Annotated in this window: 24 protein-coding genes; 12 read left to right on the top strand and 12 right to left on the bottom strand. The window is 74.1% G+C overall.

Going from position 1 to position 23,996, the window contains the following annotated elements; translation table 11 throughout:
- Window positions 1-68: 68 nt before the first annotated feature.
- The 3 genes from Q5530_RS23690 to glyA are packed head-to-tail and all read right to left on the bottom strand — an operon-like array spanning window position 69 to window position 2,895.
- Window positions 69-410: an ArsR/SmtB family transcription factor gene (locus Q5530_RS23690; protein ID WP_415364952.1), complete on the bottom strand. Its 342-nt coding sequence runs from the start codon at window positions 408-410 to the stop codon at window positions 69-71.
- A 31-nt stretch (window positions 411-441) separates the two neighbouring features.
- On the bottom strand, window positions 442-1,527 hold the full coding sequence (locus tag Q5530_RS23685; protein ID WP_415364951.1) for a winged helix DNA-binding domain-containing protein: 1,086 nt from the start codon (window positions 1,525-1,527) through the stop codon (window positions 442-444).
- 42 nt (window positions 1,528-1,569) lie between these two features.
- Window positions 1,570-2,895 (bottom strand): serine hydroxymethyltransferase, encoded by a 1,326-nt coding sequence (gene glyA / locus Q5530_RS23680; protein ID WP_415364950.1) that lies wholly within the window; start codon window positions 2,893-2,895, stop codon window positions 1,570-1,572.
- 75 nt (window positions 2,896-2,970) lie between these two features.
- Between glyA and Q5530_RS23675 the strand changes: the two genes are divergently transcribed.
- Both Q5530_RS23675 and Q5530_RS23670 read left to right on the top strand, forming a co-directional pair.
- The gene (locus Q5530_RS23675; RefSeq protein WP_415364949.1) at window positions 2,971-3,852 is read left to right on the top strand and encodes a PucR family transcriptional regulator; all 882 of its coding nucleotides are present in this window, start codon (window positions 2,971-2,973) and stop codon (window positions 3,850-3,852) included.
- Window positions 3,853-3,880: 28 nt separating this feature from the next.
- The gene (locus tag Q5530_RS23670; RefSeq protein WP_415364948.1) at window positions 3,881-4,309 is read left to right on the top strand and encodes a MarR family winged helix-turn-helix transcriptional regulator; all 429 of its coding nucleotides are present in this window, start codon (window positions 3,881-3,883) and stop codon (window positions 4,307-4,309) included.
- Window positions 4,310-4,337: 28 nt separating this feature from the next.
- On the opposite strand, the gene Q5530_RS23665 is transcribed toward Q5530_RS23670, so the two are convergent.
- The 4 genes from Q5530_RS23665 to Q5530_RS23650 all read right to left on the bottom strand — a co-directional run bounded on the left by Q5530_RS23665 (window position 4,338) and on the right by Q5530_RS23650 (window position 8,809).
- Entirely contained in the window at window positions 4,338-5,624 is a 1,287-nt protein-coding gene (locus Q5530_RS23665) for a M20/M25/M40 family metallo-hydrolase (RefSeq protein ID WP_415364947.1), read from the bottom strand.
- 203 nt (window positions 5,625-5,827) lie between these two features.
- A complete protein-coding gene (locus Q5530_RS23660; protein WP_415364946.1) occupies window positions 5,828-7,039 on the bottom strand; it encodes an acyl-CoA dehydrogenase family protein in 1,212 nt (403 codons plus the stop codon).
- A 1-nt stretch (window position 7,040) separates the two neighbouring features.
- The gene (locus tag Q5530_RS23655) at window positions 7,041-8,156 is read right to left on the bottom strand and encodes a phosphotransferase family protein (RefSeq protein WP_415364945.1); all 1,116 of its coding nucleotides are present in this window, start codon (window positions 8,154-8,156) and stop codon (window positions 7,041-7,043) included.
- Window positions 8,153-8,809, bottom strand: coding sequence for an HAD family hydrolase (locus Q5530_RS23650; RefSeq protein ID WP_415364944.1), 657 nt, complete (start codon window positions 8,807-8,809; stop codon window positions 8,153-8,155). Before Q5530_RS23650 ends, Q5530_RS23655 begins: the two co-directional genes overlap by 4 nt.
- A 274-nt stretch (window positions 8,810-9,083) precedes the next feature.
- Between Q5530_RS23650 and Q5530_RS23645 the strand changes: the two genes are divergently transcribed.
- The gene (locus Q5530_RS23645; protein ID WP_415364943.1) at window positions 9,084-9,911 is read left to right on the top strand and encodes an NAD(P)H-binding protein; all 828 of its coding nucleotides are present in this window, start codon (window positions 9,084-9,086) and stop codon (window positions 9,909-9,911) included.
- A 78-nt stretch (window positions 9,912-9,989) separates the two neighbouring features.
- Here Q5530_RS23645 and Q5530_RS23640 read toward each other — a convergent pair whose 3' ends face one another.
- Both Q5530_RS23640 and Q5530_RS23635 read right to left on the bottom strand, forming a co-directional pair.
- Window positions 9,990-10,514, bottom strand: a complete 525-nt coding sequence (locus Q5530_RS23640) for a DUF6886 family protein (protein WP_415364942.1) — start codon at window positions 10,512-10,514, stop codon at window positions 9,990-9,992.
- 347 nt (window positions 10,515-10,861) lie between these two features.
- Window positions 10,862-11,299: an Hsp20/alpha crystallin family protein gene (locus Q5530_RS23635; protein WP_415364941.1), complete on the bottom strand. Its 438-nt coding sequence runs from the start codon at window positions 11,297-11,299 to the stop codon at window positions 10,862-10,864.
- Window positions 11,300-11,411: 112 nt separating this feature from the next.
- Here Q5530_RS23635 and Q5530_RS23630 point away from each other — a divergent pair, with 112 nt between their 5' ends.
- Both Q5530_RS23630 and Q5530_RS23625 read left to right on the top strand, forming a co-directional pair.
- Entirely contained in the window at window positions 11,412-11,984 is a 573-nt protein-coding gene (locus Q5530_RS23630) for an HSP18 transcriptional regulator (RefSeq protein ID WP_415364940.1), read from the top strand.
- 514 nt (window positions 11,985-12,498) lie between these two features.
- Window positions 12,499-14,103, top strand: a complete 1,605-nt coding sequence (locus Q5530_RS23625) for a PQQ-binding-like beta-propeller repeat protein (RefSeq protein ID WP_415364939.1) — start codon at window positions 12,499-12,501, stop codon at window positions 14,101-14,103.
- 127 nt (window positions 14,104-14,230) lie between these two features.
- Here the strand turns inward: Q5530_RS23625 and Q5530_RS23620 are convergent, their stop codons facing one another.
- The 3 genes from Q5530_RS23620 to Q5530_RS23610 form a co-directional block, all read right to left on the bottom strand.
- A complete protein-coding gene (locus Q5530_RS23620) occupies window positions 14,231-14,908 on the bottom strand; it encodes a dienelactone hydrolase family protein (protein WP_415364938.1) in 678 nt (225 codons plus the stop codon).
- Entirely contained in the window at window positions 14,905-15,768 is an 864-nt protein-coding gene (locus Q5530_RS23615; protein ID WP_415364937.1) for a S66 peptidase family protein, read from the bottom strand. The genes Q5530_RS23620 and Q5530_RS23615 overlap by 4 nt, the downstream gene beginning before the upstream one ends.
- A 139-nt stretch (window positions 15,769-15,907) precedes the next feature.
- Window positions 15,908-17,863, bottom strand: a complete 1,956-nt coding sequence (locus Q5530_RS23610) for a prolyl oligopeptidase family serine peptidase (RefSeq protein WP_415364936.1) — start codon at window positions 17,861-17,863, stop codon at window positions 15,908-15,910.
- A gap of 132 nt (window positions 17,864-17,995) precedes the next feature.
- On the opposite strand from Q5530_RS23610, the gene Q5530_RS23605 reads away from it, so the two are divergent.
- From Q5530_RS23605 to Q5530_RS23575, 7 genes are all read left to right on the top strand, one after another.
- Window positions 17,996-18,562 (top strand): DUF3090 domain-containing protein, encoded by a 567-nt coding sequence (locus Q5530_RS23605; protein ID WP_415364935.1) that lies wholly within the window; start codon window positions 17,996-17,998, stop codon window positions 18,560-18,562.
- Between the two features lie 7 nt (window positions 18,563-18,569).
- On the top strand, window positions 18,570-19,364 hold the full coding sequence (locus Q5530_RS23600; RefSeq protein ID WP_415364934.1) for an SCO1664 family protein: 795 nt from the start codon (window positions 18,570-18,572) through the stop codon (window positions 19,362-19,364).
- 85 nt (window positions 19,365-19,449) lie between these two features.
- The gene (locus Q5530_RS23595; protein ID WP_415364933.1) at window positions 19,450-20,220 is read left to right on the top strand and encodes an aminoglycoside phosphotransferase family protein; all 771 of its coding nucleotides are present in this window, start codon (window positions 19,450-19,452) and stop codon (window positions 20,218-20,220) included.
- Window positions 20,221-20,260: 40 nt separating this feature from the next.
- Entirely contained in the window at window positions 20,261-21,067 is an 807-nt protein-coding gene (locus Q5530_RS23590; protein WP_415364932.1) for a DUF3097 domain-containing protein, read from the top strand.
- Window positions 21,068-21,151: 84 nt separating this feature from the next.
- Window positions 21,152-21,580 (top strand): NfeD family protein, encoded by a 429-nt coding sequence (locus Q5530_RS23585; RefSeq protein WP_415364931.1) that lies wholly within the window; start codon window positions 21,152-21,154, stop codon window positions 21,578-21,580.
- Window positions 21,581-21,596: 16 nt separating this feature from the next.
- Window positions 21,597-22,871: an SPFH domain-containing protein gene (locus Q5530_RS23580; protein WP_415364930.1), complete on the top strand. Its 1,275-nt coding sequence runs from the start codon at window positions 21,597-21,599 to the stop codon at window positions 22,869-22,871.
- Between the two features lie 151 nt (window positions 22,872-23,022).
- Complete coding sequence (locus Q5530_RS23575) at window positions 23,023-23,958, top strand: hypothetical protein (RefSeq protein ID WP_415364929.1); 936 nt, start codon at window positions 23,023-23,025, stop codon at window positions 23,956-23,958.
- The last annotated feature ends 38 nt before the right edge of the window (window positions 23,959-23,996 follow it).

The following is a 23,996-nucleotide window of genomic DNA, read 5'->3' as shown; positions in this document are numbered from 1 at the left end:
TATCGAAGTATCGCAGAAAGTCGATATGAATCAAGTCGCGGGGATCGACGAGGGCACGCGGGGTGCGGCTAGAGGAAACTTCCGAGCTGGTCGACCAGCTCGGCGATGCGCTGCTCGTCGCGCCGGTAGTGGGTCCACTTCCCGACGCGGGTGGCCCGGACCAGCCCGGCGCGTTGCAGGGAGGCCATGTAGGCCGAGACGGTCGACTGCGCGAGCCCGGTCTTGGCCTGGATGTGGCTCACGCACACGCCGACCTCATGGGGGTCGGCGATGCCCTGGTCCACGGGGAAGTGCCGCTCGGGCTCGCGCAGCCACTGGAGCAGCTGGAGCCGCACGGGGTTGGCCAGCGCCTTGAACACCTCCAGCAGCTGGGCGGAGGTGTCGGGCGGGGTGTCGGCGCGTGTCGTCATGGCTACCGCGACCGAGTATAGGGTTCCGCGCTCACCGCCCCTCGGGGACCAGCACCACCTCGCCGCCGGACCCGGCGAAGCGCAGCAGCCGCTCGCCCTCGGCCTCGACGTCGGCCTCCTGCTCCCGGCTCAGCGGCCGGAACACCCGGATCTCCAGGCCGGTGCCGGTGATCCGCCAGGTGCCGTGCACGAAGCCGTCGACCAGCAGGGTCGGGCGGCCGCCCACGACGATCCCGCGCCGGTAGTCCTCGTCGGAGATGACGCGGGTGCGGTCGTGGTGGCCCAGCAGCAGGTTGTCGAACTCGGGCAGGAACCGCGCGGGCGCGGGCACGTCGGGGTCGACCAGGGGCCCGTCGGGCACGTCGTAGAGCACGCGGCCGTGCTCGTCGGCGAACACGCGCAGGTCCATGGCCTCGACCACGGGCGCGAGGCGGGTCATCCCGATCCAGGTGCGCAGGTCGCGGACCGAGGCGGGGCCGAACGCGGCGAGGTAGCGGCGCACCAGCTCCTCGACCGGCGCGGCGGGTCCGGCGGGTCCGGCGGGTCCGAGCCAGGTGGTCGCGGCGGTCCACCGCGCCGCGCCGGACCGCCCCCACAGGGCGCGCGGCGGCACCTGCACGGTGGGCACGAGGGTGGTGGCGGCGTAGCCGAGCGAGGCGGGGTCGCGGCCGGGCCGGTGCCCGGCCAGCAGGTCGCCCAGCTCGCGGCGGGTGCGCGGCCGCTCCAGCAGCCCGGTGGCCACGGCGGCGAACTCCTCGTGCTCGGCGCCCGCGACGGCGGCGCGGAACGGCGAGGAGGCGAACCGGCGGTGCAGGAACGGCCGCAACAGCGGTTCCAGCAGGCCGTGGTCGGCGGCGGTGACCAGGTGGATGGTGGCGCGGTGCAGCGTCGCGCGCACCACGTGGCGACCGGTGAGCAGGTCGACCAGCTCGGCGGGCTCGAACGACCGGATCCGCGACCACAGGCCGTAGTAGGGGGAGAAGGGTTCCTGGGCCTGCATCCCGACCAGGTGCCCGACCACGTCGACGGCGGGGAGGTCCGCCCGCTCCAGCAGCAGCTGCCGGTGCAGGGTGGACCTGTTCAGCGCCCGCCTGGTCAGTACGCGTTCCGTGATCACCTGATCAGGCTAACCTCCATTCAGGACAGGTTCGGTCCTCGATCAACAGCGGGTGGCGCGCGCGTTGACCTCCCGGCGCAGGGCGACGGCGTCGGCGCGCACCCGCTCGGGCGCCTCCCGGGCGATCAGGGCGCGCCGCAGCAGGTCGGCGATCGCGGGCTGGTCGTCGGGGGTGAACCCGCGCCGGGTGATCTCCTGGGTGCCGATGCGCAGGCCGCGCAGGCCCTCGTCGATGCGCTGCCAGGGCAGGCAGATGCCGGACAGGTAGACGCCCGCCTCGCCGAGCAGCTCCGCGGCCGCCTCGCCGCCGCCCAGCGTCAGGGCGTCCACGGCCACGTGGTGGGAACGGGTGAACTCCCCGTCGTGGCGGGCCACGTCGAAGCCGCGGTCGAACAGCGCCGCGCCGAGCGCCCGCGCGTTGGCCACGCACGCCCGCGCGTACCCGGCGCCGTGCTCGGCCAGTTCGGCGGCGGTGACGGCGAGCGCGCCCAGGCGGCCGGCGTCGTAGTTGGCCAGCATCCCGGGGTAGACGACGGTGGAGACGCGTTCGGCCAGGTCGGGGTCGCGGGTGGCGACGCAGCCGCCGGAGGGGCCGCCGAAGGACTTGTAGGTGGAGAAGGTCATCAGGTGCGCGCCCTCGTGCAGGGGGCGCTGGAAGACCCTGCCCGCGACCAGGCCGGCCATGTGGGAGGCGTCGTAGACCAGGACCGCGCCGACCTCGTCGCAGGCGGCGCGCACCGCGGCCACGTCGTGCGGGAACAGCATCAGGCTCGCGCCGATCACCACGATCCGGGGCCGGTGCACGCGCAGGAAGCCGGGCAGCCTGCCGTAGTCGAGGTCGAGCTCGTCGGGCAGGTAGGGCAGGTCGACCACGGTCAGGCCGCGGATCGCGGGCACGCCCTGGGCGTGGTGGCTGGCGTGGCCGCCCGCGAATTCGGGCAGCACGGCGATCTTGTCGCCGGCGCGGGCGAAGGCGGTGTAGACGGCGAGGTTGGCCAGGGTGGCGCTGGGCAGCCGCACCTCCGCGAAGTCGGCCTCCACCAGGGAGGCGACCAGCATCGGGGCGAGCACCTCCAGGGTGTCCAGGTGGTCCAGGCCCACCTGGTACTTCTCGCCGGGCCAGCCCATGCTGGGCCGGCTGGACACCGGGACGGAGCCCGCGGCCGCGGCGGCGGGGCTGAGCACGTTGGTGCCCGCGTAGAGCACGATCCCGTCGTCGTCGAACTGGGCGGCGTGGGCGTCGAGGGCCTTGCGGACGGTGTCGGCGACACCGGCGGCGCTCAGGTCGGCGGAGACGGCCGCTTCGACCTCGGCGAGCCGTTGCCGCGCCCGCGGCGAGGCCCAGGGTGCGATCCTGCTGTTCGTCACGGTGCGGAACGGTAGGGCGTCCGCCGCCGCCGGGGCGACCGTCGGGCGCAGGGAGTTGTTCCTACAGTTGTCGGAATGCAGGAGCTGCTCGACGAGCTGTCCCGTGAGCTGGGCCGCGGCGTGTCGGTGGACGACGTGGCCGGTCGGGTGGTCGCGCACAGCGCGCAGACCGACGAGGTGGACCCGGCCCGGGTGCGGGCGATCCTGACCCGGCGGGTGCCGGCGGACGTGGCGGCGTGGCAGGAGCTGCACGGGGTGGGCACCGCGACGGGCCCGGTGCTGGTCCCGGCCAACGCGGAGCTGGGGTTCCACGAGCGGGTGGGCTACCCGCTGCGGCACCAGGGCGTGCTGGTGGGCTACCTGTGGGTGCTGGGCGGGCCGCCGGGGGCGGACCTGGCCGGGCGGCTGCCCGCGCTGGCCGCGCAGGTGCCCGCCGGGGAGCGGTCGCCGGTGCGGGTGGTGGTGGCGCTGGAGCCGCGCGCGGTGCGCACGGTGGCGGTGGGCGAGCCGCTGCCGTCCCTGCCCGGCCACGTCGGGGTCAGCGACCCGCACCCGCCCGAGCGCGCGGGCGAGGCGTACCGGCAGGCGTTGGCGGCGGCGGAGCTGGCGCGGCTGGACCCGGCGCTGCCCGACCGGGTGGGGTTCGCCGAGCTGGGCGCCTACCGGTTGCTGCTGGGCGCCGCGCCGGAGGAGGTGCTGGCGGGGTTGTCGGAGGTGCAGCTGCGCACGCTGGAGACCTACCTGGACGCCGGGTGCGACGTCCGCGCGACCGCCGGGCGGCTGCACCTGCACCGCACGAGCCTGTACTACCGGCTGGGCCGCATCGCGGAGCTGACCGGCCGCGACCTGGCCGACGGGCGGGTGCGGCTGGAGCTGCACCTGGCGCTGAAGATGGCCCGGTTGGCGCGCCGGACGTGGGGGTCGGACGCGTCCCGGCCGACCGATGTCCCGCGATAGGGTGATCACTTCGACGCCGAGGAGTGACGTGCCTGACGACCTGGGCGTGCTGCTGTTCCTGCCGCACCGCGAGCTGGAGGACCGGGTGTTCGCCGCGCTGGCCGAGGCCGGGTTCGACGACGTGACGCCGGCGCAGGCGCGGGTGTTCCGGCGCATCGGCCGCGACGGCTCGCGGCTGGCCGAGTTGGCGCGGGCCGCGCAGGTGGCCCGGCCGACGGCGGGGTTCCTGGTCGACCAGCTGGAGCGGGCGGGCTACGTGGAGCGCACGTCCGACCCCACCGACGCCCGCGCCCGGCTGATCCGGGTGGCCGAGCGCGGGCTGGCGGCGTCGTCGGTGGGGTCGGCCGCGATCGCGGAGGTGGAGCGGGAGTGGACCGCGCACCTGGGCGCGCGGCGGATGGCCGCGCTGCGCGACGCGTTGACCAGGCTGGGGGAGCTCACCGAACCCCACCCGTGACCGCGTTCGGTTCGGGCCGCCGTTCGGTTCAGGAGGACATGAACCGGTCGAGCACGCGGGCGCCGAAGCGCAGGCCCTCCACGGGCACGCGCTCGTCCACGCCGTGGGGCATGGCGCGGTAGTCGAAGCCCTCCGGCAGGGACAGCGGCGCGAAGCCGTAGCAGTCGATGCCGAGCTTGCTGAAGGCTTTGGCGTCGGTGCCGCCGCCCATGCAGTAGGGCACGACCACGGCCCCGGGGTCCTCCGCGCGCAGCGCCGCGGCCATGGCGGCGAAGGCGGGGGAGTCCACGGGGGCCTGCACGGGCGGCTGGTGGTTGAGGAACTCGCGCCGCACGTCCGGGCCCAGCGCGGCGTCGACCGCGGCCAGCAGTTCGTCCACGGTGCCGGGCAGGGTGCGCACGTCGACCTCGGCGGTGGCCACGCCCGGCACGACGTTGACCTTGTACCCGGCCTGGAGGACGGTGGGGGTGGTGCTGTTGCGCACGGTGTTCTCCACCAGCTTCGCGGCGGCCCCGAACCGGGCGACGGTGGCGTCCACGTCGTCCCAGTCGACCGGCACGCCCAGGGTGGCGGCGACCTGCCCGATGAACGCCCGCACCGACGGGGTGAGCCGCACGGGGTGCTCCAGGGCGGCGACGCGGCCCAGCGCGGCGATCAGCTTGAGCACGGCGTTGTCGTCGTTGCGGCGCGACCCGTGCCCGGCGCGCCCGGTGGCGGTCAGCCGCAGGTGGGAGGTGCCGCGCTCGGCGGTGCCGATGGGGTAGACGCGGTGCGGTCCGACGTGGTGGGAGAAGCCGCCGGACTCGCTGATGGCGGTGGCGCAGCCGGCGAAGAAGTCGGGGTGGTGCTCGACCAGCCAGTGCGCGCCGCACGCGCCCTGGTCCTCCTCGTCGGCGACGAAGGCCAGCACGACGTCGCGGCGCGGGCGGCGGCCCTCCCGGGACCAGGCGCCGAGCACGGACAGCACCATGGCGACCATGTCCTTCATGTCCACCGCGCCGCGGCCCCACAGGTAGCCGTCGCGTTCGACGCCGCCGAAGGGCGGCACGCTCCACTCGCCGGGGTCGGCGGGCACCACGTCGAGGTGGGCCTGCACCAGCAGGGCGGGCAGGTCGGGGTCGGCGCCGGGCACGCGGGCGAGCACGTTGGCGCGCCGCGGCGCGGGTTCGAGCAGGGTGGCGGGCACCCCGACGGTCTCCAGGTGACCGGCGACGAACTCCGCGGCCTCCCGCTCGCCCGCGGCCTCGCCGCGGCCGTAGTTGGTGGTGTCGAACCGCAGCAGGGCGGCGCACAGGTCGACGACGTCCTCAGCCACGGCCACCTCCCGCCGCGTCGGGTCGCCCGGCGTGCCTCACCCCGTCTTTCGCGGTCAAGATCCTTCGCATTTCCTCAACGTACCCGGGCTTCGTCGCTTCCTCACGTGGTAGTACACACAGGCGTTGCCCGTTCACAGCGCGTCCGGCAGGCGCCGCACCGACCCGCGGCGGGGTGGATCGGCGGTCACCCCGCCGGACGTGGTCACAGGTAGCGCTTGAGCTCCCGCTTCGCCAGCGACATGCGGTGCACCTCGTCGGGACCGTCGGCCAGCCGCAGGGTGCGCGCCGCGGCCCACAGCTCGGCCAGCGGGAAGTCCTGGCTGACCCCGCCCGCGCCGTGTGCCTGGATGGCCTTGTCCAGCACCCACTCCGTCATCAGCGGGGTGGCGATCTTGATGGCCTGGATCTCGGTGTGCGCGCCCTTGTTGCCGACGGTGTCCATCAGCCACGCGGTCTTGAGCACCAGCAACCGGGCCTGCTCGATGCGCACCCGGGATTCGGCGATCCACTCCTGCACCACGCCCTGGCGGGCGATGGGCTTGCCGAAGGCGACGCGTGCGATCGCGCGGCGGCACATCAGCTCCAGCGCGCGTTCGGCGATGCCGATCAGCCTCATGCAGTGGTGGATGCGTCCCGGGCCGAGGCGGGCCTGGGCGATCGCGAAGCCCTCGCCCTCGCCGGCGATGAGGTTGCCGGCGGGCACGCGGACGTCGTCGAACACGATCTCGGCGTGGCCGCCGTGGGAGGCGTCGGTGTAGCCGAACACGCGCATGCCGCGCTCGACGCGCACGCCCGGGGTGTCGCGCGGGACCAGGACCATGGCCTGCTGGCGGTGCCGCTCGGCGCCGGGGTCGGTCTTGCCCATCACGATGAAGATCGCGCAGTCGGGGTTCATCGCGCCGGAGGACCACCACTTGCGGCCGTTGACCACGTAGGAGTCGCCGTCGCGCTCGATGCGGGTGGCGATGTTGGTGGCGTCGGAGGAGGCGACCTCGGGTTCGGTCATGCAGAACGCCGAGCGGATCTCGCCGTCCAGCAGCGGGCGCAGCCACCGCCGCTTCTGCTCGTCGGTGCCGAACATCGCCAGCACCTCCATGTTCCCGGTGTCCGGGGCGGCGCAGTTGAGCGCCTCGGGGGCCAGGTGCGGGCTGCGGCCGGTGATCTCGGCCAGCGGCGCGTACTGGAGGTTGGTCAGCCCGGCGCCGTGCTCGGTGTCGGGCAGGAACAGGTTCCACAGGCCCTGGCGGCGGGCCTCGGCCTTGAGCTCCCGGAGGACCGCGGGCCGTGCCCACGGGTCGGCGGCCTCGACCAGTTGCCGCTGGGCGACGGGTTCGGCCGGGTAGACGTGCTCGTCCATGAACCGCAGCAGCCGCTCGCGCAGTTGTTCGGTCGTGGCGTCGTAGGCGAAGTCCATTTCAGCGCTCCCCTGCGCTCGCGGCGAGTCCCTGCCGGACCAGCGGCAGGGTGAGTCGGCCGATCTGGTCGAAACCCGCGCCCACGGTCTGGCCGCGGGTGAAGCGGAAGTGGATGCCCTCGAGGATGACGGCGAGCTTGAAGTAGCCGAACGCGGTGTACCAGCCCAGGTCGTCGACGTCGGCGCCGCTGCGCTCGGCGTAGCGGCGCACCATGTCCTCGGCGCTCGCGAACCCCGGCAGGGTGGGCACGGTGCCGGTGATCGGGTCGTCCGGCACGCCCACGCCGGTCCAGTACACGCACAGCAGGCCCAGGTCGGCCAGCGGGTCGCCCAGGGTCGCCATCTCCCAGTCCAGCACCGCGCTGATGTCCAGCGGGTCGGTGGTGACCAGGACGTTGTCCAGGCGGTAGTCGCCGTGCACGATCGTGGTGCGCCGGGTGACCGGGACGGTGGCGGCCAGGCGGTCGCGCAGCTCGTCGATGCCGGGCAGCTCGCGGCTGCGGGAGGACTCCAGCTGCTTGCCCCAGCGGGCGACCTGGCGGTGCAGGAACCCCTCGGGGCGGCCGAAGTCGGCCAGGCCGACCTCGTTCGGGTCGACCGCGTGCAGGTCGGCCAGCACGTCGACCAGCCGGTCGGACAGGGTCGCGGCGTGCCGCGGGGTGAGCCAGGGGCACTGGTCGCGGTGCCGCAGCGCCACGCCCGGCACCTCTTCCATCAGGTAGAACGGCGCGCCGAGGACCTCGGTGTCGGTGCACAGCAGCTCGGCGCGCGGGACGGGCACGGCGGTGTCGGCCAGGGCGGAGATGACGCGGTGCTCGCGGGCCATGTCGTGGGCGGTGGCCAGCACGTGGCCCAGCGGCGGGCGGCGCAGCACCCAGCGCTGTTCGCCGTCGGTGACGCGGTAGGTGAGGTTGGAGCGGCCGCCGGGGATCAGCTCGCCGGACAGCGGGCCGGTGCCCAGCCGGTCGGCGAGGCGGTCGAGGTCCAGGCCGGGCAGGTCGGGGGTGTCCGGCAGGTCGGGGGTGTCCGACGGGGTGGCGGTGTTCGGGGTGGTGGTGTTCGGGGTGGTGGTGTTCGGGGTGGTGGTGTTCGGCTGGGTGGCGTGCGGTTCGGTCATGCGCGGGTTCCCCTGAGCCGATCGATCACCGCGCGCGTGGTGTCGGCGTCGGCGTGGCGGTGGGCGTGCAGGCCGACGGTCCGGGCGGCCTCGACGTTGACCGGCGCGTCGTCGAAGAACACGCACCGGTCGGCGGGCAGGCCGATCAGGTCGAGGGTGTGCTCGAAGATGCGCGGGTCGGGCTTGCGCAGACCGATGCGGCCGCTGATCACGATGGTGTCGAACAGCTCCAGCAGCAGGTCCTCGGGGTAGCCCTCGCCCCAGCTGTTGGACAGCAGCACGGTGGTCAGGCCGTCGGCGCGCAGCTCGCGGACCAGGTCGACCATCTTGGGGTCGGGGTCGGCGCTGCCGAACATGCGGCGCAGCAGGCCCTTGGCGGCGACCTCGCGCCCGTCGAGGGTGATCAGCTCGGCGGCCAGCAGCGCCTCGAACTCCGCGACGGACAGCTCCCCGGTCTCCAGCCGGAACACGGGGTTGCCCGGGGCGGCGTCACGGCCCATCCACCCGCGCATGGTCACGCCGTAGCGGTCCCGGTCGATGTTGTCGGCGGTCAGCCACTGCTCGATGAAGTCGGGCACGGAGACCGTGAGCACCCCGCCCCAGTCCAGCACCACCGCGTCGATGCGCCGTTCGCCCACGCTCCGTTCGTCCACGTCGGAAGGGTACCGACCGGTCGGTATGTCAGCAAGCGGTGTGCGGCGCCCACCCCGTTCACGGCCGAACCACCGTTTCCTCGTCCTCCTCGTCGCCGTTCCGCACTCCGGTCCGGTGAAATCCCCCGGTTCTTTTTGTGGTGCGGCAACCGAACATGAACGCGGTGTTCGCGTTTGACAGTGGGGCATTTCCTCAGACACCCTCGTCCGGGTCCGCCCGAATTCGTTGATCACGCCCCTCACCAGGGCTTGTTCGTCATGCCCGGAGGAAATGATGCCGATCCTGGTCACCGGTGCGACCGGCACCGTGGGTGCTTGCGTGGTCCGCAGGCTGCTCGCCGCCGGCCACCCGGTGCGCGCCCTGACGAGGAACCCGTCCGCCGCCCGCCTGCCCGCCGGGGTCGAGGTGGTGGCGGGCGACTTCACCGATCCGGCGTCGCTGGTGCCGGCGTTGCGCGGGGTGGAGCGGGTGCACCTGGTGGCGATGGGGGGCGACGGCCCGGCGATCGTCGACGCCCTGGTCGAGGCCGGGGTGCGCCGCCTGACTCACCTGGGGCACGACGACCCGAGCCGCTCCGACGACGATCCGCTGGAGTCCTGGCACCGGGTGCTGCGCCGGGCCATCGAGTCCTCGGGCCTGGAGTGGACGCACCTGTTCCCCGGCGAGTTCATGGCCAACACCCGGGAGTGGGCGCCGTCGATCCGCGCGGAGGGCGTGGTGCGCGCCCCGTTCGGGAACTGGCGCAGCACGCTGGTGCACGAGGACGACATCGCCGCCGTGGTCGTCGAGGCGCTGCTGACCGACGGGCACGCCGGACGGACCTACCAGCCCACGGGCCCGCAGCCGGTGCTGCGGCGCGACGCGGTGCGCGTAATCGGCGAGGCGATCGGGCGCGAGCTGCGCTTCGACGAACTGACCCCGGACCAGGCCCGCGAGCTGTGGAGCGAGGTCCACGAGCCCGAGGTCGTGGAGTGGTTCCTGGAGATGGGCCGCTACCCCGACGGCAACAGCTGGGTGTCACCGGACGTGGAAGAGGTCCTGGGCCGTCCCGGTCTGACGTTCGACCGGTGGGCCCGCGACCACGTCGCCGACTTCACCTGATCCGCCCCTCGATCCACGTGCGGGACCCCATCGCGTCTCGTTCACCGTTCCTCGACCGCTCTCACCGGGTCGGCGCGGTCAGCCCGGCTCCCGGGCGGCGTTGCGCAGCCGGATGCCGCTGAACCCGAGCGTGCTCGCCGTGACCCGCCGCCAGAACGCCCACAGGTTGGCCACCACCCGCAACTCGATACCGGCCTCCTCGTGCAGGGCCAACAGGTCACCGAGCGGTTCGGGCGCTCCGAGCGGTTCGACCGCCTCGGTGGCGACGTGCGCGTGAGGCGGGTCCCCGATCGGCCGGAACGGTGTGGCGTCGAACCGGTAGGCGTACAACCGCGCGGTCTGCACCCGGCGCAACCACCCGTACTCGATGGCGTGCACCCGTGGCGACCCCAGCCAGGCCCGGTCGCCGGCGTCGGTGGTCGCCTCCGCCCAGGCCATTGCCCGGGGGCACTGGCGCGGGAACCAGTAGTCGGGCGCCCGTCCGTGGTCGACGGCCCAGACGTAGGCGTCGGGCTGCCGCGCGGTCGCCGCCACGTGCGGGTTGAAGCGGGTGATGGTCGGGTCTTCGGAGAAGTGCAGCACCTCTCCCGGCGCCGGTCGCATGGTCGGCGATGGTGGCGGAGACCCCGGTGGGGTGTGAACCGGTTTTCCACCACCGACCCACCGCCAACCCCCGAGGTCCACCAATCCCTCGGGGTCGACCGGCAACTCCCCGACCCGATCGCCGACTCCACCGATCCCGGCGACCCATCGATCCCGGCGACCCATCGGCTCCGGCGACCCCGCCGGCTCCGTGGACGAGGTGCCGAACCAACTCCACGGACGAGGTCCGGGAGCGTCCGAGCCCGCCGCGCCGGCCTGGTCCGTGACCGGCGCGAACCGCTCGATCGGGTGTCGGCCCGTCGGATCGGGTGGTGAACCGGGTGTTGATCCGCTCGGGCGTCGATCCGTCAGGCGTTGATCTGCCTGGGCTCGTTGTCGGTGCCGCTGATGGTGATCTTGCGCGGCTTGGCCTTCTCCGCGATCGGGATGCGCAGGGTCAGCACCCCGGAGTCGTAGTCGGCCTTGATGCGGTCGGCGTCGAGGGTGTCGCCGAGGAACAGCTGGCGCGAGAACACGCCCAGCGGCCGCTCGGAGACCTGCATCTCGACCCCGTCGCCCGTCCGGCTCGGTCGCCGCTCGGCCTTCACGGTCAGGACGTTGCGCTCCACGTCCAGGTCGATCGCGTCGGCCGCGACACCGGGCAGGTCGAACTCCACCACGAACTCGTCCCCGGCGCGGTAGGCGTCCATCGGCATGGGCGTCGGCCGCGACCAGGTACCCGGTCCGGTGAAGAACTGCTGCGCCAGCCTGTCCAGCTCCCGGAAGGGGTCGGTGCGCATCAACATGGGAACACCTCCTGATCAAGTGGTCGTCTGTTGGGGTCAATGCGCTGCGCCACCATTTCTACCACGTCGTCAACACGTTGACAACCCCCGATGTCATCGGTATGTTGACGTCATGGCGATCAACGATTACGAGACCGTCCGGGCGGCGGCCACCGGCGAGGACCTCAGTGCGGGGCAGGTGCTGTCCGCGCTGGTCCTGCTGCGGCGGCTGCGCGAGGAGCTGTCCGGGTGGGAGCCCCAGTTGATCGCCGCGGCACGCGGGCTGGGTGCCAGTTGGGCCGAGTTGGCACCCGCGCTCGGGGTGGCCAGTCGGCAGGCCGCCGAACGCCGGTACCTGAGGTTGCGCCCCTCGGAACTGGGTTCGACGGCCGAGGGCAGGGTGCGTGCCGAGCGGGACAAGCGGGCGGGTGACCGCGCGGTGTCGCAGTGGGCGCGCGACAACGCCGCGGTGCTGCGGAGCCTGGCCGGTCAGGCGGGCCGGGTGGACGTGGTGGTGCGGAACGCGCTGGCGGAGGACGACGCCGTCGCGTTGATCGGTCCGCTGGTGGACGCCCTGTCCAAGATCCGGACGGTCAACCCCGAGTTGGCCGCGGAGATCCAGTCGGTGAGCGACCGGACGGAGGAGGTGCGACGCGACATCCAGGAACTGCGGGACAACAAGGGGCCGCGCGATGACCTTGGCTGACGCGGGTGTCGACGCCGGTCCCGTCCGGCACCCGTGAGGTCATGAGCCGCAGAAGCCCGACGACAGCACGGCCGAGAGCATGACATGAGCGGAGGTGTCGGAGATCGATTGTCGGACGTCCGGGGTGTCCGGTAGCGGCGGTGCTCGCTCCTGCTCAGGGGTGGAGACGGAGTGGAGGCCGGGAGTCCGGTGGAGGGTGGCCTCGGGTGCTGGTACCGGCGCTCATGGCTGCTGCCGGTGCGGGCTCCCCGCAGGAAGGCCATCCGGCAAGGAGGAAGCGGGCCGGTCCGGGGCTTCCGCCGGCAGGGAAAGGCCAACCGGTGTGGAAAGGCCGGTCGCGTGGGAAGGCCGGTGGAGTGGGAAGGCTAGTTGTTCGGGAGCGGAGGTGAATCAACTGATCGGCTGAGTCGGGGTCAACCTTCTCCCGAGGGGATCCGGTCCTTCCGCCTGTCGTGGTGGTTTCGTCCTGCTGCCACGGTGGAGGTGCTTTCCACCAACGGCAGGGGGAGATGGGATGGCGGTGCGGAAACGGGTCGTCGCGGTGGTCGCGGTCGCCTCGTCGGTCGTGTTGCTGGGTGCGGGTGCCGGTTCGGCTTCGCCGTACCGGTCCGGTGACTGGGCGACGTGGTCGAGGGATGCGGCCGGGTCGCGGTACGCGGCGGGCGAGTGGCGGATCACCCCGCACAACGTGGGCGGGTTGACGTTGAAGTGGGCGTTCGCGTTCCCGCGGTCGGCGGCGCCGGTGCGCAGCCAGCCCGCGGTGGTCGACGGGACGATGTTCTTCGGCGGGCCGGACGGCAAGTTCTACGCCCGGGACGCGCGGACCGGGGCGGAGCGGTGGACGACGGACCTGTCCGGGGTGGCGCCGGGCGCGCGGCCGGCGATCGTGTGGGACAGCCCGTCGGTGTCCGGTGGGCGGGTGTACTTCGGTGACCTGCGGGGGTACGTGTACTCGCTGGACCAGCGCACCGGGCGGGTGGTGTGGGCCGAGCAGGTCGACGCGCACCCGGCGGCGACGGTGACCAGTTCGCCGATCGTGCACGACGGGAAGGTCTACGTCGGCACGTCGAGCGGGGAGAACGCGAACAACAGCGCGGACGGGTCGACCGACGACCCGAACTACCCGTGCTGCACGTTCCGTGGGCACATCGACGCGCTCGACGCGCGCACCGGTGAGCTGGTGTGGCGGCACTACACGGTGCCCGAGCCGCAGGCGGTGGGTACGTGGCCCAGCGGGGCGACGCGCTACGAGCCGTCCGGGGCGGGGGTGTGGAGTTCGCCCGTGGTCGACCCGCGCAGCGGCACGGTCTACGTGGGCACGGGTCAGAACTACACCGGCAGCGCGGGTGACTTCGACACGATGTTGGCGCTGGACCACCGGACCGGGGCGGTGAAGTGGCGCAACCAGGTGACCGAGGCCGACACGTGGCGGGGGTTGTGCAACAGCCCCGACCCGTCGGGGTTCTGCCCGGGGTTGCAGGACGGTTCGGCGCTGGACTACGACATCGGGGCGACGCCGAACCTGTTCACCGCGGGTGGGCGCAGGCTGGTGGGTGTCGGGCAGAAGCTGGGCGTCTACCACGCGTTCGACGCGGCCACCGGTGAGGTGGTGTGGCGGCGGCAGCTGGGGGTGCCGTGGCCCAGTGGCGGGATCGGCGGGATCCAGTGGGGCTCCAGCTTCGACGGGCGGCGGCTCTACGTGGCGACCTACTTCGCCTTCCCGGGCACGTTGTTCGCGCTGGACCCGGCGACCGGTCGGGTGTTGTGGGAGACGCCCAACCCGGCGGACGGGTGCACCACCGGTGGTGCGGCCGCCCATCCGGAGGTGTGCACGCTGGGTCACGGGCCGGCGGTGACCGGCAGTCCCGGTCTGGTGTGGGAGGGGTCCAACGACGGGAAGCTGCGGGCGTACTCGGCGCGGGACGGTCGGGTGCTGTGGACCTACGACACGGTGCGCGACTTCACGGGTGTCAACGGGCTGCCCGGTCGGGGTGGCGCGATCTCCGGTGGCGGCGGGGGCACCGTGGTGGCCGACGGGATGGTGTACGTGCAGGCCGGGTACTCGCCGGAGTACCCGAACCCGAACGGTGGTGACGTGCTGCTGGCCTTCGGTCGGTGAGCGCGCCGGTGGGGACCCCGGTGTCGGTCGCGGGCCACATGGCCCGCGACCGACACCGGGGCGACCGACACGGGCCGGGTGAGGTGGCCTGGGGTGAGGAGGTGGGGCCGGGGGCAGGAGGACAGCGTCAGGTGGGCAGGGTGCGGGCCAGGAAGCGGGTGGTCAGCTCCCACGCGGCGGCCGCGGCTTCCGGGTTGTGGAACTGCGGGGCGACGTTGTTGTGGAAGGCGTGCCCGGCTTCTTCCTGGACGTGGATCTCGGCGTTGGGCAGTGCGGTGACGGCGTCGACGACCCGCTGCACGGCCGGGCGCGGGATGTAGGGGTCTCGGCCGCCGAAGTGGAACTGGATCGGGCAGGTGATGCGTCCGACCTGGTCGAGGCGGTCGGGCACGCCTGAGCCGTAGAAGGACACGGCGGTTTCGGGGTCGGCGGCCGCGGCCACCTCGTAGGCGATGGAACCGCCGAGGCAGAAGCCGAGGATCCCGGCGCGGCCGGTGCGGGTGCGCAGGCGGCGCAGGGTGGCGATGGCGTCGGACACGCCGAGGGCGAAATCGAAGCGGCCGGCGACCTCCATCGAGGCGGTGACGCCGGCCTCGTCGTGGCCGGAGGACCAACCGGGTGCCACGCGCCAGAACAGCTCGGGCACGGCGACGACGTAGCCGAGGGCGGCGAGGTCGGCGGCCACGGAGGTGAGGTAGTCGTCCAGGCCGAAGATCTCCTGGACCAGCACGATGCCGGGGCCGGTGCCGGAGGCGGGTTCCCGGACGGGGGCGTCGAACGTCCCGTCGGCTACGTCGATCTTCACGGGCCTACGGTTACCACACCGGTGCCGCCGTCGATCTCCACCGACACACCCAGCGGCAGGGTGAGCTGCCCGGCGCAGTGCCCGAACGGGGTGTCGGCGACCACGGGCACGCCCAGGCCGGCGAGGCGGTCGTTGATCACGGGAGCGAGGTCGCCGCAGCCGGTCCAGGAGCCCAGGACGATCCCGGCGACGTGGGCGAACCAGCCGGAGCGCAGCAGGCCGGTGAGCATCCGGTCGACGCGGTAGGGCTCCTCGTTGACGTCTTCGAGCAGCACGATCGCGCCGTCGGGTGGCGGTGGGTCGCCCAGGAGGGTGAGGGTGCCGCCGACGGCGGTGCCGCGGGCGGTGCCGGGCACCAGGCCCGTTCCCCGGTAGGAGGTCACGCCGGTGAACAGGGCGCGGCGCAGGTGGTCGCGGGCGGCGGTGTCCTCGACGAAGGCGGTGGTGGCGATCATCGGGCCGAACCAGGTGGGGATGCCCGCCTGCCGGAACAGGTCGTGCAGGACGGTGGTGTCGCTGGAGCCGAGGAAGACCTTGCGGTGGGCCGACAGGGCGGTCCGGTCGAGCAGGTCGGCCAGGCGCGCGCTGCCGTAGCCGCCGCGGGCGCACAGCACGCCGGCCACGTCCGGGTCGGTCCAGGCCCGGTGCAGGCTGCGGGCGCGGTCGGCGTCGTGGCCGGCGAGGTAGGGCAGGGTGGGGTGGGTGGTCCGCGCTTCGGGGGCGACCCGGACGTCGAGGTCCCAGGTGCGCAGGCACGCCACGCCCGCTTCCAGCAGCGTCGGCGTCACGGGGCCGGCGGGGCTGATGACGACCACGCGGTCGCCGGGGTGCAGCAGGGGTGGACCGCCGGTCGGCGTCACGGGCTCCCCGCCGCGCCCGGGCCGGGACCGACACCCGGGCCGTCGGCGGTCGGGCCGGAGCCGGAGGTGGTGCCCGCCGGGGAGCGTCGTGCGGTGGCCGCGTGCCCGGCCCTCCGGTCGAGGTGGCGCGCCGGGTGGGTCATCGGCGCAGGTCCAGCACCGGCACCCCGGGCGGGGTGAAGCCGAAGACCTGCCCGTAGAACGACAGCTCGGCCTCCAGCGCGGCAACGATCGTGGTGGCCTTGCGGAACCCGTGCTGCTCGCCCTCGAAGGTGAGGTAGGCGTGCGGGACGCCGGTGCCGTCGAGGGCGGCGGCGAAGCGGTCGGCCTGGTCGGGCGGGCAGATCTCGTCCTCCAGGCCCTGGAGCAGCAGCACGGGTCCGGCCAGCCGGTCGACGCGGTGGGCCGGGGACCGCTCGGTGTAGCGGTCGGCGGTCTCGGGCCAGGGGCCGACCAGGCCGGTGACGTACCGGGACTCGAAGTCGTGGGTCTCGCCGCCGTCGCCGGTCCAGCCGGCCAGGTCGAGGATGGGGAAGGCGACCATGCCGCACCGGTAGGTGTCGACCGAGGTCAGGGAGGCCGCGGAGGTGAAGCCGCCGGCGCTGCCGCCGCGGATGGCCAGGCGCCGGCCGTCGGCGGTGCCCTCGTCGGCCAGGGCCCTGGCCACGGCGGCGCAGTCGTCGACGTCGACGACGCCCCACTGCTCGCGCAGCCGTTCGCGGAACGCGCGGCCGTGGCCGGTGGAGCCGCCGTAGTCGACCGCGACGACGCCGATGCCGCGGCTGGTGAAGTAGGCGATGTCGAGGTCGAGCACGGGCAGGTGGCGGCCGGTGGGGCCGCCGTGGACGTGCACCAGGTACGGGGGCCGCTCGTCCTCGGGGTGGGTGAAGTCGGGGTTGTGGGGCGGGTAGACGTGGGCGGGGACCTCGCCGTGGGGGCCGGTGAACACGCGCGTCCCGGGGGTGGGCAGGTAGGCGGCGAGCCCGGCGGGCTCGTCGTGGCCGCGGGTGTGGGTGGTCAGCTCGCCGGTGGACAGGTCGAGCGACACCACGGCGGTCCCGGTGTGCGGTCCGGCGGCGGAGCCGACGACCACGCCGTCGTGCACGGCCAGCTGCCCGTGCCAGACGGGCAGGTCCACGTCGACGTCGGTGACGGTGCGGCCGCGTTCGTCGAGCACGGCCAGTCGCCCGGCGGCGAGCACGGCGTGGCGGCCGCCGCCGATGGTGGCGAACCAGCGGTTGCCCAGCCGCCAGAGGGGGCCGCCCAGTTCCCTCCGGACGGGGGCGAGGTTGACCGCGTGCCCGTGGAGGTCGACGCGGTGCAGGTTCCACCAGCCGTCGGGGTCGGTCAGGACCAGCAGGTCCGAGCCGTCCCACTCGACCTGGCAGACGGCCTCGGCGGGGCCGCCGGCCAGGACGCGGTGCGGCGGCGGGGCAGCGCCGGGGTCGGTGCCGGGGGTGGTGTCCGGTGCGATCTCGGCCACGCACAGCTCGGTGCCGTCCCAGGGCATCCGGGGGTGGTCCCAGCCGATCCAGGCGTAGCGGCGGCCGTCGGGCGACAGGCGCGGGCCGGTCATGAAGTGGTGGCTGGCGGCCAGCACCCGCGTCGGGGAGCCGTCGAGGGGCAGGGCGACGAGTTCGCGGCGGATGTCGGTGCGGGCCGGGCCGGTGACGGTCTCGCGCACGCACCACACCTCCCGGCCGCCGGGGCCCGCGGTGAGGTCGGCGTAGCGCAGGCCGTGCGGGCGGTCGGGTTCGGGGCTGAGGGGCTCGGGCCGGGGGTCGTCGGGGTCGAACAGGTAGATCCGCTGGTCGTCCCAGTGGGTGAAGGCCACCCGCGGGCCCCCGGGTGTGTCGAGGACCACCCAGGGTCGTCCGCCGTACTCGTGGACGCGGTTGCGCGCGTTCCACGGCGGCGGCAGCAGGTCCTCGCCGTCGCGCACGAGCGCGACCCGGCCGCCCTCGGCGGGGCGGCCCTCGGTCCACCAGGGCCGGCCCCGGTGCAGGTCGACCCAGTCCACGCCGCCCCCGGCCGCGGCGGCGAGGGCCGCGTCGACGGGTGAGCTCCACGTGCCGCACGGTGCGATCTCGACCACGTCGGCACCTTATCCGCACACCCCGGGTGGGGCCGCCCGGCGGTGCCGGGGGCGTCCCGTCGGGCGGGACGTGACGGAAAAGCCGGGGCAGGGCTGCCGATCTTGTCCGGGTGGCCTAGGGTCGTCGTTGTCATGGCACGCGTCATCCACGTATTCCGCCAACCCGACCGGTTCGTCGCCGGGACCGTCGGGCAACCTGGCGAGCGCACGTTCTACCTGCAGGCCTCCGAGGAGGCCCGGCTGGTCAGCGTGGCGCTGGAGAAGCAACAGGTCGCCGTACTCGCCGAGCGCATCGGCTCGCTCCTGGAGGAGGTGCAGCGGCGGTTCGGCGCGGAGGTCCCCGACGACGTCCCCGAGGACCTCCGGGACACCGAACCCCTGGAGGTGCCGGTCGAGGAGGAGTTCAAGGTCGGCACGATGGGGCTGGGCTGGGACGCCGAGTCCAGCGCGGTGGTCGTCGAGCTGCTCGCGATCACCGAGGAGGAGGTCGACGAGGCGGTCGTGCTCGACGACACCGAGGAGGGCCCGGACGCGGTCCGGGTGTTCCTGAGCCCGGTGGAGGCGCGGGCGTTCGCCGAGCGCGCGGAGCGGGTGGTCAAGGCGGGCCGCAAGCCGTGCCCGCTGTGCTCGGAGCCGCTGGACCCGGAGGGGCACGTGTGCCCGCGGCAGAACGGCTACCGGCGCTCGGACGAGGGCTGAGCGGCGCGTGCGGCCGGGCGACGAGGGGGTCCTCGACCTGCTGACCCGCGGTCGCGTCGAGGTCGAGGGCCGGTTGGTGGACGCCTCGAACACGACGTTGTTCTGCCGGATCGCCCTGGACGGGGTGACCGCGCAGTGCGTGTACAAGCCGGTGCGGGGCGAGCGGCCGCTGTGGGACTTCCCCGACGGCACGCTGGCCGGCCGCGAGGTGGCGACGTTCCTGGTGTCGGAGGCGTCGGGGCTGGGGCTGGTGCCGCCGACGGTGCTGCGGCCGGGTCCGTTCGGGCCGGGCATGGTGCAGCTGTGGGTGGAGACCCGCGAGGACGACGACCTGGTCGACATCGTGGCCGAGGAGCAGGTGCGGCCGGGGTGGCGGGGGGTGCTGCGGGCGCACGACCGCTTCGGTGAGCCGGCGGTGCTGGTGCACGCCGACCACCCGCGGATGGCGTTGATGGCGGCGTTCGACGCGGTGGTCAACAACGCCGACCGCAAGGGCGGGCACGTGCTGCACGCGGTCGACGGCGGGGTGTACGGGGTGGACCACGGGATCTGCCTGCACGCCGAGGACAAGCTGCGCACGGTGCTGTGGGGCTGGTTGGGCGAGCCGTTGCCGCCGGAGGCGGTGGAGGCGCTGCGCCGGGTGCGGTCGGGTCTGGACGGCGGGCTGGGCGAGGACCTGCACGGGCACCTGACGCGCGCGGAGGTGCGGGCGTTGGCGGAGCGGGTGGACAAGCTGCTGGCGGCGGGGGTGTACCCGGAGCCGTCGGGCGAGTGGCCGGCGATCCCCTGGCCGGCGTTCTGACCGCGGTCGTCGGCGGGGACGTGGAGGAGTTCGTCCTCCGGCTGGACCGCTGATGACCGGCGCGGACCCTGTGGGAACGAATCCGGTGGGCGGGGACGACGGGGGTCTGGCGCGGCGGATGCGGCGGCGTTTCGGCGGGGGCGTGGACCCGTGGTTGGCGGGGCTGCCGTCGCTGGTGGCGGGGTTGTGCGCGGACTGGGGCCTGGAGGTGCTGGGGCCGTTGAGCGGCGGCACGTCGCACGCCCTGCGGTGCCGGCGCGGGGGTGAGCCGGTGGTGCTGAAGGTGACGCCGGACCCGGGGTTGGCCGTCGCGGAGTGCGCGGCGCTGCGGGCGTGGGAGCCCTCGCCGCGGGTGGTGCGCGTGCTCCGGGTCGATCCGGCGCGGGGCGCGCTGCTGCTGGAGGGCCTGGAGCCGGGCACGCCCGCGACCGACGGCCCGCAGCTGCCGGAGGTGCTGCGGGAGCTGCACGTGCCCGCCCCGCCGGGGTTCCCGCCGCTGGCGCGGCGGGTGGACTTCGTGTTCGGGCTGCTGGCCCGCCGCCACCCGGGTGACCACTCGCGGGCGCACGAGGAGGCGTCGCGGTTGGCGCGCGACCGGGTGCCGCAGGTGCTGCTGCACGGCGACCTGCACCCGGGCAACGTGCTCGACGCGGGGCCGCGGGGCCTGGTGGCGATCGACCCGCGGGCGTGCGTGGGTGACGCGGCCGGCGACGCGGTGGACTTCGCCTACCTGGGCGACGACCTGGAGGGGCGCATCGAGTGGTTGTCGTCGGTGGTCGACGGGGACCGCCTGGCGGCGTGGTGCCGGGTGTACGCGGCGTTCTACCCCGACCACCCGGCGGTGCGGCGGGCCTGATCCCCGCGGGCGGGGCGCGGTGGCGGTAACGTCGCGCGGCGTGCGATCACAGGATTACGGCCGGGACGTGACGGCGGGGCGCAGGCGTCGGGTGGTGCCGGAGGTGGCGGCCGAGGTCGGCCTGGTGGTGGAGGACCCGGCGTCGGGGTTCTGCGGCGCGGTGGTGCGGTTCGAGTCGGGCGGGGTGGTGCTGGAGGACCGGCACGCCCGGCAGCGGGTGTTCCCGCTGCGCCCGGCGGCGTTCCTGCTGGAGGGGGCACCGGTGACGCTGGTGCGTCCCGCGCCGACCGCCGCACCGGCGGCGCGGCGGTCGGCGTCGGGTTCGGTGCGGGTTGAGGGCCTGCGGGCGCGCACGGCCCGGGACAGCCGCATCTGGGTGGAGGGCGTGCACGACGCGGAGCTGGTGGAGCGGGTGTGGGGCCACGACCTGCGGGTGGAGGGGGTGGTGGTGGAGCCGCTGGACGGGGTCGACGAGCTGGCCGGGCGGGTCGCGGAGTTCGGCACCGGCCCGGGGCGGCGCCTGGGGGTGCTGGTGGACCACCTGGTGGCGGGCAGCAAGGAGTCGCGGCTGGTGGCGGCGGTGCGCGACGAGCACGTGCTGGTCACCGGTCACCCGTACGTGGATGTGTGGCAGGCGGTGAAGCCGTCGTCGGTGGGGATCGCGGAGTGGCCGCGGGTGCCGCGCGGGGTGCCGTGGAAGGAGGGGGTGTGCGCGGCGCTGGGCTGGGGCGAGCCGTGGGAGGGGTGGCGTCGGGTGCTGGCGGGGGTGTCGGGGTTCCGGGACCTGGAGACGCCGCTGCTGGGCGCGGTGGAGCGGTTGATCGATTTCGTCACCGAACCGGGGTGAGACCGGGCCGGTCGTGATCGACCGTCGACCTCCGGGTGTGCCCGTCTGCGCCCGCGGGCTTCCCGGAGGTGCGAGGATGGCGGGGTGGCCGCGTCGTTGATCTGGTTGATCCTCGGTGTCCTGCTGGTGGCCGCCGAGGTCCTGTCGGGTGACTTCGTGCTGGTCATGTTGGGTGTGGCCGCGTTGGGCGCGGCGGGTGCGGCGGGGTTGGGCGCGCCCGTGCTGATCAGCGCGGTGGTGTTCGGTGTGGTGTCGTTGGGGTTGGTGCTGGGCGCGCGGCCGGCGCTCAAGCGCCGGATGGAGCTGGGCACCGGGCACCGGTCGGGCATCGAGGCGCTGGTCGGCGCGACCGCGGTCGTGGTGTCCCGGGTGGACGCGCACGGCGGGACGGTGCGGATCGGCGGCGAGGTGTGGTCGGCGCGGTCGTTGGACCGCGGGGTGATCGAGCCCGGCGTGGAAGTGACTGTTGTGGAGATCTCGGGCGCGACCGCGGTGGTGCTGTCCGGGGCCTGAGCGGAGGCTGGAGTCGATGACCACCACGTTGATCGTCATCGCGGTCCTGGTGTTGTTCGTCCTGATCGTCACGGTGAAATCGGTGTTGGTGATCCCGCAGGCCACGGCCGCGGTGATCGAGCGGCTGGGCCGCTACCGCACGACCGCGGCGCCGGGCCTGAACATCCTGGTGCCGTTCTTCGACCGGGTGCGGGCGCGCATCGACCTGCGCGAGCAGGTGGTGTCGTTCCCGCCGCAGCCGGTGATCACGCAGGACAACCTGACGGTGTCGATCGACACGGTCGTGTACTTCCAGGTGACCGATCCGCGGGCGGCGGTCTACGAGATCTCCAACTACATCGTGGGTGTGGAGCAGCTGACGACCACGACGCTGCGCAACCTGGTGGGCGGGATGAGCCTGGAGGAGACGCTGACCTCCCGCGACCAGATCAACAACCAGCTGCGCGGGGTGTTGGACGAGGCGACGGGCCGGTGGGGCATCCGGGTGGCGCGGGTGGAGCTCAAGGCGATCGACCCGCCGCCGTCGATCCAGGACTCGATGGAGAAGCAGATGCGCGCGGACCGGGAGAAGCGCGCGATGATCCTGAACGCGGAGGGTCAGCGGGAGTCGGCGATCAAGACCGCGGAGGGGCAGAAGCAGTCGCAGATCCTGTCCGCGGAGGGCGCCAAGCAGGCGGCGATCCTGGCGGCGGAGGCGGAGCGGCAGTCGCGGATCCTGCGGGCGCAGGGCGAGCGGGCGGCCCGGTACCTCCAGGCGCAGGGTCAGGCGAAGGCGATCGAGAAGGTGTTCGCGGCGATCAAGGCCGGCCGGCCGACGCCGGAGGTGCTGGCCTACCAGTACCTCCAGACGCTGCCGCAGATGGCGCAGGGCGACGCGAACAAGGTGTGGCTGGTGCCGTCGGACTACGGCAAGGCGCTGGAGGGGTTCGCGCGGATGCTGGGCACGCCGGGCGAGGACGGTGTGTTCCGCTACGAGCCGTCGAAGGAGGAGCCGCCGGTGTCGAGGCCGGAGGAGGACGACGCGTCGGTGGCGGAGTGGTTCGACACGGCGCCGGACCCGGCGGTGGCCGAGGCGGTGCGGGCGGCGGAGGCGGTGGCCCGCAAGGAGGTGCCGGGCCCGCTGGCCGCGCCCGCGTCGCTGGGGTCGGCGGGTGTGGGCGCGGGGTCGTTGTCGGCGGGTGCGGCGGCGCCGGGGTCGTTGGCGTCGGGCGGGTCCTCGGCGCGGGAGCTGGGCGGGGCGGCGGAGCCGTCCGGCCCGCCGTCGCCGGAGTCGGAGCCGCCGAGGGAGTGATCTTCCTCGCACGCGGTGCGTGGTGGGGCGTCGGCGGAGGCCGGCGCCCCTGTTTTTTCGGCGTTGTCCGTGGTGGGGGCGGTGGGTGCGCCCGGCGGAGGGCCGTTCGGGTGGGCACGCGGGTGGGTGCGGGGTGCGGTTGGATGTCGCGGTGCACGCTTTAGCGAACCGCGCCGCGACCGCGCTGGACCGTTCCGCCGGGCCGTGGGCGACGCGGTGGGACGAGCTGGCGGCGGTGGTGGCGCGGTTGTCGGAGCTGGTGCGCGGGGATCCCGACGCGGGTCGGCGGGCGGCGCAGGACGTGGCGGAGCTGCTGGTGGCGGCGGTGGCCGGGGACCGGGAGCACCGGGCGGCGTTGTCGGAGCTGGTGGACCGGGTGGTGGACCTGCACGCGGTGGCGTGCGCGGCGGACCCGCCGGAGCCGGGTGGGCTGGCGGGGTGGCTGCTGCGGTTGCAGACGGGGTTCGCCGAGCCGCCGGAGGTGCGGCTCTCGGCGTACGCGGCGGCGTTGGGCGAGGAGGGGTTGGCCCGGTACCGGGCGGAGGCGGTGGCGCGGTTCGAGCGGCTGCCGGTGATCGGGTTCGGCCGGACCGGGGCCTACGACCGGGAGCGGTGGGCGCTGCTGCGGGTGGTGGAGGAGCTGGCCGAGCACACCGGCGAGGTGGATCTCCAGGTGCTGGTGTTGACGCGGGACCTGTCCTCGGGGTGGCACTACCTGCGGGTGGCCACGGTGTTGCGGGAGGCGGGCCGGTCGGGGGAGGCGCTGGAGTGGGTGCGGCGGGGGTTGGCGGCCACGGGTGGTCGGGGCGCGGCGGGCCGGTTGGTGGACCTGGGGGTGGACGAGTGCCTGCGGGTGGGGTGGGTGTCGCGGGCGGTGGAGCTGCGGCGGGAGGCGGTGGTGGCGCACCCGGTGTGGGAGGCGTGGGAGCGGTTGCGGTCGTTGGCCGCGGGGGTGGGGGTGTGGTCGGTGGTGCGGGAGGAGGTGCTGGCCCGGTTGTCCGCGCCGGACGCGGGTCCGGAGGCGGCGGAGCTGGTGCGCCGCGTCGCCGCGGGGCGCCCGCCCCGGCCACCGGCCGCTGACGGCTGACCCGGACGGCGGGAACCGCCGGCCCGCCGGACCGCGGG

Origin of the sequence: Saccharothrix sp. BKS2, from assembly GCF_047689505.1 — a bacterium.
GTDB classification, from domain to species: domain Bacteria; phylum Actinomycetota; class Actinomycetes; order Mycobacteriales; family Pseudonocardiaceae; genus Actinosynnema; species Actinosynnema lopnurensis.
The sequence above is the reverse complement of the archived record's forward strand: the minus strand, read 5'-3'. Positions and strand labels throughout refer to the sequence as shown.